This is a genomic window from Modestobacter sp. SYSU DS0875 (assembly GCF_054050915.1).
In genome coordinates this window covers 197,908-208,330 of the sequence record NZ_JBJHAH010000002.1, presented here as the reverse complement: position 1 = coordinate 208,330, position 10,423 = coordinate 197,908, and the positions used below count along the sequence as shown (strand labels likewise).

Genomic DNA, 10,423 nt, shown 5'->3' with positions numbered 1-10,423 from the left:
CCCCCCCCCCCCCCCCCCCCCCCCCCCCCCCCCCCCCCCCCCCCCCCCCCCCCCCCCCCCCCCCCCCCCCCCCCCCCCCCCCCCCCCCCCCCCCCCCCCCCCCCCCCCCCCCCCCCCCCCCCCCCGCTGCCGTCGGCGGGGGGTGCTGAGCGGTGTTCGGGACCGTCCTGGTCGCCAACCGCGGGGAGATCGCCGTCCGGGTGATCCGGACGCTGCGGGCGATGGGCATCCGCTCGGTCGCGGTCCACAGCGCGGCCGACGCCGGCGCCCTGCACACCCGGCTGGCCGACGTCGCCGTCCCGATCGGCCCGGCGCCCGCTGCGCAGAGCTACCTCTCGATCGACCGGGTGCTCGACGCCGCCCGGCGCACCGGCGCCCAGGCGGTGCACCCCGGCTACGGGTTCCTGTCCGAGAACGCCGACTTCGCCCGCGCCTGCGAGCGGGCCGGCCTGGTGTTCATCGGGCCGCCGGTCGCCGCGATCGAGGCGATGGGCGACAAGATCCGCGCCAAGCGGACCGTCGCCGCCGCCGGGGTCCCGGTCGTCCCCGGCCGCGCCGAGCCGGGCATGGACGACGACGCGGTCGCCGCCGCCGCGGTGGAGGTCGGCTTCCCGGTGCTGCTCAAGCCCAGCGCCGGCGGCGGGGGCAAGGGCATGCGGGTGGTGCACGGCCCGGACGAGCTGGCCGAGCAGATCGCCGCGGCCCGGCGGGAGGCGCGCGGCTCCTTCGGCGACGACACCCTGCTGGTCGAGCGGTACCTGGCGCGGTCCCGGCACATCGAGGTGCAGGTGTTCGGCGACGCGCACGGGAACGTGGTGCACCTTGGTGAGCGGGAGTGCAGCCTGCAGCGCCGGCACCAGAAGGTGATCGAGGAGGCGCCGTCGCCGCTGCTGGACGCGGCCGGCCGGGCCGCGATGGGCAGCGCCGCCGTCGACGCCGCCCGCGCAGTGGGCTACACCGGCGCCGGCACGGTGGAGTTCATCGTGGACGCGGACTCACCGCGTGACTTCTTCTTCCTGGAGATGAACACCCGGCTCCAGGTCGAGCACCCGGTGACCGAGTGCGTCACCGGCCTGGACCTGGTCGAGCTGCAGCTGCGGGTGGCCGCCGGGGAGCCGCTCCCCGTCGACCAGGACGACGTCGTGCTCGACGGGCACGCCATCGAGGCGCGGCTCTACGCCGAGGACCCGGCCCGCGGGTTCCTGCCGCAGACCGGCACCGTGGTCGGGCTGGTCGAGCCGGCCGGGCGCGGCATCCGGGTCGACAGCGCACTGGCGGTGGGCACCGTCGTCGGCACCGACTACGACCCGATGCTGGCCAAGCTGGTCGCCTGGGGGCCGGACCGGGAGACCGCCCGCGCCCGGCTGACCGGTGCGCTCGGCCAGACCGCGGTCCTCGGGGCGCCCACCAACGCCACCTTCCTGCGCGACCTGCTCACCGACCCCGATGTCGTCGCCGGCCGCCTGGACACCGGGCTGATCGAGCGGCGGGGCGAGCAGCTCACCGTGGCCGCCCCGCCGCCGCACGCCCACGCCGTGGCGGCGCTCGCCCTGCTGCTGGAGGCCGAGCCGGCCGGCCCGGTCGTCGACCCGTGGGACGACCCGGGCGGCTGGCGGCTGGGGGAGCCCGCGTGGACGCTGCGCCGGCTGCAGGCGGCGGGAGGGGAGCCGGTCGAGGTGCGGGTGCGCGGCCGGGCGGCGTCGGCGCAGGTGCGCGTCGGCGACGGCGACCCGCAGCCGGTCACCGCCGTCCGGGACGGCGACCAGCTGCACGTCACGCTCGGCGGGGTGGCCACCCGGTGGACCGTGGTGCACGCCGAGGGCACGGTCTGGCTCGCCGCCGACGGGCACGTGATCGGGTTGCGCGAGCACGAGCGGCTGACCGGCGCCGCAGCGGCGGCCGCCGTCGGCGGTGCGGTGACCGCCCCGATGCCCGGCACCGTGACCGTGCTGCGGGCTTCCCTCGGCGACGAGGTGGCCGCGGGGACCCCGCTGCTGGTCGTCGAGGCGATGAAGATGGAGCACGTGCTGACCGCCCCCGTCGCGGGGGTGGTCACCGAGCTCCCGGTGACGGCCGGCCAGTCGGTCCGGCTCGACGAACGGGTGGCCGTGGTGACCCCACCGGCGCCCGCGGAGGGGGAGTGAGCGACGGTGCTCGACTACCGGCTCGACGAGGAGACCGAGGCGCTGCGGAAGCTGGTGCGGGAGTTCGCCGTGGAGGTGATCGCCCCGCAGATCGGCGGCTTCTACGAACGAGACGAGTTCCCCACCGCGATCGTCCGGCAGATGGGCGAGCTGGGGCTGTTCGGCCTGCCGTTCCCCGAGGAGTACGGCGGGTCGGGGGGCGACTGCTTCACCCTCTGCGTCGCGCTGGAGGAGCTGGCCCGGGTCGACTCCTCGGTGGCGATCACCCTGGAGGCCGGGGTCTCGCTGGGGGCGATGCCGATCTTCCGGTTCGGCACCGAGGCGCAGAAGCAGCAGTGGCTGCCCCGGCTGTGCGCCGGTGAGGCGCTGGGCGCCTTCGGGCTCACCGAGCCCGGCGGCGGCTCGGACGCCGGTGCCACCCGGACCACCGCCCGGCTGGACGGCGACGAGTGGGTGATCAACGGCTCGAAGGCCTTCATCACCAACTCCGGGACCGACCTCACCGACCTGGTCATCGTCACCGCGGTCACCGGCACGAAGGCCGACGGTGGCAAGGAGATCTCCGCGATCATCGTGCCCTCGGGCACCCCGGGGTTCACCGTCGGCAAGCGCTACGCGAAGGTCGGCTGGAACGCCTCGGACACCCGTGAGCTGGCCTTCGACGACGTCCGGGTGCCGGCGGGGAACCTGGTGGGGGAGCGCGGCCGGGGGTACGCGCAGTTCCTGTCCATCCTCGACGAGGGCCGGATCGCCATCTCCGCACTCGCCGTCGGGCTGGCCCAGGGGTGCGTCGACGAGTCGGTGAAGTACGCCGCGGAGCGGGAGGCGTTCGGGCAGCCGATCGGCCGCAACCAGGCGGTGCAGTTCATGATCGCCGACATGGAGGTGCGTGCCTCCACCGCGCGGCTGGCGTACTACCGGGCGGCGGAGAAGATGCTGCGCGGCGAGCCGTTCAAGCGGGAGGCGTCGATCGCCAAGCTGTACAGCTCGGAGGTGGCGATGGAGAACGCCCGGTACGCCGCCCAGGTGCACGGCGGGTACGGCTTCATGACCGAGTTCCCGGTGGGCCGGTTCTACCGGGACGCGAAGATCCTGGAGATCGGCGAGGGCACCAGCGAGGTGCAGCGGATGCTCATCGCCCGCTCCCTCGGCGTGGGCTGAGGGCCGTCTCCCGGCAGTTGATCATCGGCGTGTTGCCGGGTGACGCGCCGGTACCCGGCGTGCCCGTCGACCATCTGCCGATGATCAACGGGAGTGGGCGGGCTGGCCTCCCCGGTAACGGAACTGCAGAGTGTAGTGACTACAGCTTCATGCTCGGCTGGCGTGCCGTACACAACCGCGACACCCGCTGGCCACAGCTGATCGACAGCGTTCCTGCGGCGGTGGGACCCCCCCACCGCTCCCAGGACAGTCGGAGGTCAGCTTCCATGCACCTGCTCAGATCACGGCCCGCGCACCGCGGGGACCGACCTGCCCGGAGGTCCCGCCTGCGGGCCGTGGCCGGCGCCGGCGTCGTCACCACGGTGGCCGCTCTCGCCACCGCCGGTGGCCTGGCCACCGCCGCCCCCGCGCAGGCGGCGCCCACCGAGCCGGCCTCCCGGTTCACCCTCGCCGTGCTCCCGGACACGCAGTTCTACTCGCGCTACGCGGAGTCCGAGTTCGAGCGGCCGGACCGCTACGGCGACGGCAACAACCCCTACGCCGCCCAGACCAGCTGGCTCGCCGAGCACGCCGACGAGCTGCGGATCCCGTTCGTCGCCCACCTCGGCGACGTCGTGGACCAGGTCAACCAGGAGGGCGAGTGGCGCACCGCCGACGCAGCGATGCGGACGCTGGAGGACGCGGACCTGCCCTACTCGGTGCTCGCCGGCAACCACGACGTCCGGAACAGCTCGGACAACTGGTACGACGACCAGTACGACCTGGCTGCTGAGCCCTTCCTGCGCTGGTTCGGCCCCGACCGCGCGGCCGAGCAGTCCACCTACGGCGGCAGTGACCCGACGGGGATGAACCAGTACCACGTCTTCGAGGCCGAGGGTCAGCAGTTCATGGTCCTGGCGCTGTCCTGGCGCGCCTCGGACGCCACCCTCCGCTGGGCGAACGAGGTGATCGACGCCCACCCGACCGTGCCGGTCATCCTCACCTCGCACGACATCATCGGCATCCAGAACGACGGGGTCTCCCCGCAGGAGACCGGCTACGGCCTTCGGCTCTGGGAGAAGCTCATCAAGGGCAACGACCAGATCTTCATGACGCTGAACGGCCACTTCCACGGCGCGACCCGGCTGGTCAAGCAGAACGACTTCGGGCACCCGGTGACCCAGGTGCTGATGGACTACCAGATGGCCTACGAGGGCGGGAACGGCTACCTGGGCCTGTTCGAGTTCGACCTCACCAACGACACCGTCTCGGCGCAGACCGGGTCGCCGTGGGTGGTCGCGAAGCCGGCGGAGAAGCTCACCTCCTACGACCAGGCGTTCCTCGAGGGCCCGAACCAGCAGTTCACCCTGGACATCGACTTCTCGGAGCGCTTCGCCGGGTTCAACCCCGGGTTCACCGCCGGTTCTGCCGACGAGCCCTCGCTCACCCAGGCGGCGCGCGACATCCTGCTCGACGGCTTCGTCGCCCCCGACCCGGTCACCACCGAGCTGCCGGGCTCGCCCGCGGACTACCCCCGCGTCGAGGGCACGCTGGCGCACTGGCGGATGAACGGGCTGCGCGGCGTGGTCGCCCAGGGCGGCGTCATCCGCGACGTCGAGGGCAACAACCGCAACAACCTGATGCGCGTGCCGATCAGGCAGTCCGGCTCGCCGACCGCCCAGCTGCGGGACGTGAACTTCTCGCAGGACGCGCACCCGTACTCCTCGGACGGCGCGGCGGTCTGCTTCACCAACGCCGACAAGCAGACCAACCGGTTCAGCTACCTGACCACCCGCGCGGACGCGCCGGTGAACCTCGAGGCGCTGGAGAACGGCTACACGATCGAGACGTTCCTCAAGATCGACCCCAGCTGGAACCAGTCGGACAACGCCTGGATGAAGGCGATCGTGCGCTCGGGCAACCGGTCGCAGATCGGCGTGCCGTGGAGCCGCTGGGACTGGACGGCGTCGCCGGTGGCGCTGGGCCTGTCGAACCTCAAGGAGTTCCAGTGGACCGAGGTGCCGATCGACACCGCCAAGGGTGACCGCACCGCCTGGTCCGGCGAGATCATGGTCGACACGTGGGCGCACGTCGCGCTGGTGAACGACCCGGAGTCGGCCACCACCACGATGTACGTCGACGGCGCCCCGGTGCTGCGCAACGCCTCGGACACCGTGGGCCACGGGCTGGACGGCGCGATGCCGTGGATCTTCGGGTCCGACTGGGTCGACGACAAGGCCACCAACGGCTGGAACGGCTGCATCGGTGAGACCCGCGTGGTCGACCACCCGATCGGCCAGGACCAGTGGCTGACCGCCCGGGCCGACATCGAGGGGCTCACGGTCACCTCGCCGGGGGCCGACGCGACGACGAAGCCCGCGGTCACCGCCACCGGCACCGGCACCCCCGGCGCCACGGTGACGGTGCAGGCCGGCATCACCCGCACGGTGACCGTCGGCAGGGACGGCACCTGGCGGGCGGCGATGGGGACGCTCCAGCCGGGCACCTACGAGCTGGTCGCGACGCAGTCGCTGGGCGACCGGTCGGCCGACCCGGTGAGCGTGCCCTTCACCGTGGTGCGCTGACCTGATCGACGCGTGCGGCCCCGGCTCCAGGTGGAGTCGGGGCCGCACCCGTGTGCGCGTCAGGCGGTGACGTCGATGAGCACCTTGCCGACGGCGCCGTCCTGCACCGCCTGGTGGGCGGCTGCCGTCTCGGCGAGCGGGTAGACGTGCAGCGGCAGCCCGGCGTCCTCGCCGACCCGGATGGCGCCGTCGAGCACCGCGGCGTTGACGTCCTCCACGGCGAGGTCCTTCGCGCGGGTGGGCTCGGTGTAGACGAGCACGAACTGCCAGCGGGCGTTGGGGCCCATCTGGGCGCGCACCGGGATCGTCACCTCGGCGCCGCCGTCGTCGGCGTACATGGCGATCGATCCGTGCATGCCGATGACCTGGGCGTCGGTGGCGGCGTTCTGCGCGGCGGAGACCTCGACGATCGCGTCGACGCCGGCCGGCACGATCTTGCGCACCTCGGCGACGACGTCCTGCTGCTTGTAGTTGATGACGTGGCTGGCACCGGCCGCGGCGGCCAGCTGCGCCTTCTGCGGGCTGCTGACCGTGGCGATCACGGTGGCCTCGGCCCAGCGGGCGAGCTGGATGGCGGCGTTGCCCACGGCGCCGGCGCCGCCCTGCACCAGCACGGTACGGCCGTTCAGCGAGCCGGGGGCCAGCCGGTCGGGCAGTGACTCGGCCACGGTGAGGCAGCGGTGCGCGGTGAGGAAGGGGATGCCCAGGCTCGCACCGAGCTCGAAGGCGGGGTCGGCGCCCAGCAGCACGGTCTGGCGGGCGGGGACGACGGTGTACTCCGCCGCCGTGCCGTGTGGCCGCTGCCAGGCGGCCTCCCAGATCCACACGCGCTCGCCGGTCAGCACCGGGTCGACGCCCTGGCCGACGGCCTCGATCGTGCCGGCGCCGTCCTGGTTGGGCACCTGCCCGTCGGGGCCGGGCTGCGCGCTGCTGCGGGACTTCCAGTCGGTGGGGTTCACCCCGGAGAAGGCCAGGCGGACCAGGACCTCGCCGGGGCCGGGCTCGGGGGTGGGGCGGTCGACGAGCTGCAGGACGTCGGGGCCGCCGGGCTGGGTGTAGGTGATCGCTCGCACGGCCCGGGCCCTACCCCGGGCCGACGTCGGTCACCCTCGCCGCGTGCTCAGGAAGCGCGGCGACGCAGCCGGCGGCGCTCGCGCTCGGAGAGCCCGCCCCAGATGCCGAAGCGCTCGTCGTTGGCGAGCGCGTACTCCAGGCACTCGGCGCGGACCTCGCAGCCGGTGCAGATCTTCTTGGCCTCGCGGGTCGAGCCGCCCTTCTCCGGGAAGAAGGCCTCGGGGTCGGTCTCGGCGCACAGGGCGTTCTCCTGCCAGCCCTGCTCCTCGCCGTCGAAGCCGGGGAAGCCGCCCTGGTGGACGGTGGCCAGGCCCAGCACGTCCTGCCCGGCCCAGTCGACCGGCGCCGCCGCTGCCGCCGCGCTCCGGTACTCGCTCATCCAGGAAACCTCAGCCATCACGATCGTCCCCCTGCGTCTCGCTCCGGCCAGCCGTACTCGCGGTTGCCGGTTTGTCACGACCTGTGACAACGCCATGAATTACACGGCTGTCCTTCACAACCGGTCAAATGTCGTCCGCGTGACGGCGGGCCCCATCCGCACCACTCGTCACGGGCGCCGCAGTCGTGTGCGACGAACCGTCCGACACGCCGGGGTCCACAGCAGGTCTTGCCCACGGGGGTGCGGAGCTTCGTCCAGATCGGCAGCGGCCGGGATGGACGATCCCGTGACCGTTCGTCCAGTACCGCGGCGGTGTGCCGTCCGTCGCTCATCCTCGGCAGTACCGATCTCCGGCCGCACCGGGCCGGTGCGGCCGGGTGTCACATCCGGGCGAGCTCCGCGGCCAGCGGGCCCAGGCCGAGCGGGCCGAGGTCGAGCGCGGCCCGGTGCCAGGCCTTGAGGTCGAAGTCGGCCCCGGCGCGCGCCCGGGCCTGCTCCCGGCAGACCAGCCACACCCGCTCGCCGACCTTGTAGGACGGCGCCTGGCCGGGCCAGCCCAGGTACCGGTGCAGCTCGTCGATGCGCATCGCGTCCGCGAAGTTCACGTGCGTGCGGAGGAACGCCAGCGCGACGTCGTAGGTCCACCGGTCACCGGCGGCGCGGCCGGCCGGGATCGGCAGGTCCAGGTGGACGCCGATGTCGAGCACCACCCGGGCCGCCCGCAGCTCCTGGGCGTCGAGCATGCCCAGCCGGTCGCCCGGGTCGTCGAGGAAGCCGAGCTCGCCCATCAGCCGCTCGGCGTAGAGCGCCCAGCCCTCGCCGTGCCCCGAACACCAGGCCATCAGCCGTTGCCAGCGGTTGAGCAGCCCGGCGTTGTGGACGTTCTGCGCGATCTGCAGGTGGTGGCCGGGCACGCCCTCGTGGAAGACGGTCGTCGTCTCCCGCCAGGTGGTCATGTCGGTGACGCCCTCGGGCAGTGACCACCACATCCGGCCGGGCCGGGAGAAGTCCTCGGTCGGGCCGGTGTAGTACACCCCCTCGCCGGAGGTCGGCGTGAGTCGCCCCTCGATCCGCTTCACCGGGTCGGGGATGTCGAAGTGCACGCCGTCGAGGGCGGCCATGGCCCGGTCGGCGGTCTCCTGCAGCCAGGCCTGCAGCGCGTCGCGCCCGCGCACCTGCCGGGCGGGGTCGGCGTCGAGCGCCGCCATCGCGCCGGGGATGCCCTGCCCGGGTGCGATCTGCTCGGCGACCGCGGCCTTCTCCGCGACGACCCGGGCCAGCTCGTCCCAGCCCCAGGCGTAGGTCTCGTCGAGGTCGAGGTCCATGCCGGTGAAGAGGCGGGACTCCAGCGCGTACCGCTCCCGGCCCACGGCGTCGGCCTCGGGTGCGCGGGGGAGCAGGTCGCGCTCGAGCGCGTCGGCGAAGGTCACCAGCGCGGCGTTCACCCCGTGCGCCGTCCGGTCCAGGTCGGCCCGCAGGGCGCCGTCGACCGGGGCCCGCCCGGCGAACTCGGTGAAGAAGCCGGGCTGCCCGGCCGCCCCGGCCCAGCGGCGGGCGATGCCGGCGGCCAGCCGGACCTGGCGGACGGCGGAGACCCGCCCCCGGCCCGCCGCGTCGGTGAGCCCGGCGGTGTAGCCGGCCAGCGCGTCCGGGAGGGCGGCGAGCCGGCGGGCGATGGTGGCCCAGTCGTCCTCGGTCGCGGTGGGCATGAGGTCGAAGGTCGAGCGGAACTCCTGCAGCGGGCTGTCGATGGTGTTCAGCGCGGCCTGGCTCCAGCCCGCCTCGTGCAGGGCGAGCTCGGCGCCGATCCGCTCGACCATCGCGCTGCGGGCGACGTCGTCCCGGCGGTCGGCGGACCCGGTGCGCTCGACCTCGGCCAGCGTGCGGCGCAGCAGCTCCGCGGTGGCCGTCCGGCCGTCGGGGGTGAGGTCGGGCCAGCGGTCGTCGTGACCGGCGACGCCCATGTAGGTCGCCCGGGTCGGCTGGTCGGCGGCGTAGGCGGCGACGAACCGGTCGGCGAGCTGGTCGAGGTCGGACGGCGGACGCTGCAGCTCGGTCACACCCGCCACGCTAACCCCGGGGGTGCCTCGCCCGGGACCGGTCGGCGGCGTGCGCCGGGACCCGAACAGGGCGCCCCGTTGTTGCGGTTGACCAGACGTGCATCAGCGGTGCGAGGGGGTAGTGCGGAGGGCAGTCAGTGTCTGCGACGAGGGAGGAACCGACGATGAGCACCAAGGTCGAGGAGTCGATCCAGGTCGACGTGCCGGTACGGACCGCGTACGACCAGTGGACCCAGTTCGAGGACTTCCCGCACTTCATGAGCGGGGTGAAGAAGGTGCAGCAGCGCGGTGACCAGCGGCTGCACTGGGTGGCCGAGATCGCCGGGGTGAAGCGGGAGTGGGACGCCGCGATCGTCGAGCAGGTCCCGGACCAGAAGATCGCCTGGGCCGCCACCGGCGGTGCGACCAACGCCGGCGCCGTCCGGTTCGAGCCTGCCGGGCCCGCGTCGACGATCGTGCACCTGACCCTGGAGTACGAGCCCGAGGGCCTGGTCGAGCAGGCCGGGGACAAGCTCGGCATCGTGGGCCGGCAGGCGAAGTCGGACCTGAAGAAGTTCAAGGACCTGATCGAGGACGAGGGCTACGCGAGCGGTGCGTGGCGCGGCGAGATCCGCCACGGCATGGACGTCGGCACCCCTGGCGTCGAGGACGCCGCCCTCTCCCGCGGGGACAGCGGCAAGGCCGGGCTGTCGGCGAAGGGTGTCGCCGCCGGCGCGGCCGCGGTGGCCGGGGTGGCCGCCGCCGGTGCGGCGGTGGCCGGGTCGAAGAGCGGCTCGGAGAGCGAGCAGCCGCAGGAGGTGCCGGCTGCTCCGCCGGTGACCCCGGCGCCCCCGGTGACCGAGCAGCCGGTCACCGTCGTCGACCAGCCGCCGGCGGGCGAGGTGCGCGCCGACGTGGTCACCGAGGAGTCCGACGCGGACAACCGGACCACCCCGGGCGGCGGCGCCACGGAGGCCGGCCGGGACACCGGTGACGACCCGATGATCGGTGGCGGCAGCCGCAGCTGACCGGGCCGTTGTGGCTCTCGGGGAGGAGCGGGGG

At 73.9% G+C, this 10,423-nt stretch carries 7 protein-coding genes; 4 read left to right on the top strand and 3 right to left on the bottom strand.

Going from position 1 to position 10,423, the window contains the following annotated elements; translation table 11 throughout:
* Positions 1-152 precede the first annotated feature (152 nt).
* The 3 genes from ACI79Y_RS02000 (at position 153) to ACI79Y_RS01990 (ending at position 5,869) form a co-directional block, all read left to right on the top strand.
* Positions 153-2,144 (top strand): acetyl/propionyl/methylcrotonyl-CoA carboxylase subunit alpha, encoded by a 1,992-nt coding sequence (locus ACI79Y_RS02000; RefSeq protein ID WP_457156879.1) that lies wholly within the window; start codon positions 153-155, stop codon positions 2,142-2,144.
* Positions 2,145-2,150: 6 nt separating this feature from the next.
* The gene (locus ACI79Y_RS01995) at positions 2,151-3,305 is read left to right on the top strand and encodes an acyl-CoA dehydrogenase family protein (RefSeq protein ID WP_457156878.1); all 1,155 of its coding nucleotides are present in this window, start codon (positions 2,151-2,153) and stop codon (positions 3,303-3,305) included.
* A 335-nt stretch (positions 3,306-3,640) separates the two neighbouring features.
* Positions 3,641-5,869, top strand: a complete 2,229-nt coding sequence (locus ACI79Y_RS01990; protein WP_457156877.1) for a metallophosphoesterase — start codon at positions 3,641-3,643, stop codon at positions 5,867-5,869.
* A gap of 59 nt (positions 5,870-5,928) precedes the next feature.
* Here ACI79Y_RS01990 and ACI79Y_RS01985 read toward each other — a convergent pair whose 3' ends face one another.
* From ACI79Y_RS01985 to ACI79Y_RS01975, 3 genes are all read right to left on the bottom strand, one after another.
* Positions 5,929-6,942, bottom strand: a complete 1,014-nt coding sequence (locus ACI79Y_RS01985) for an NADPH:quinone reductase (protein WP_457156876.1) — start codon at positions 6,940-6,942, stop codon at positions 5,929-5,931.
* Positions 6,943-6,989: 47 nt separating this feature from the next.
* Complete coding sequence (locus ACI79Y_RS01980) at positions 6,990-7,322, bottom strand: WhiB family transcriptional regulator (protein ID WP_457085013.1); 333 nt, start codon at positions 7,320-7,322, stop codon at positions 6,990-6,992.
* A 380-nt stretch (positions 7,323-7,702) separates the two neighbouring features.
* Positions 7,703-9,382, bottom strand: coding sequence for a DUF885 domain-containing protein (locus tag ACI79Y_RS01975; protein WP_457156875.1), 1,680 nt, complete (start codon positions 9,380-9,382; stop codon positions 7,703-7,705).
* Positions 9,383-9,546: 164 nt separating this feature from the next.
* Here ACI79Y_RS01975 and ACI79Y_RS01970 point away from each other — a divergent pair, with 164 nt between their 5' ends.
* A complete protein-coding gene (locus tag ACI79Y_RS01970; protein ID WP_457156874.1) occupies positions 9,547-10,389 on the top strand; it encodes an SRPBCC family protein in 843 nt (280 codons plus the stop codon).
* The last annotated feature ends 34 nt before the right edge of the window (positions 10,390-10,423 follow it).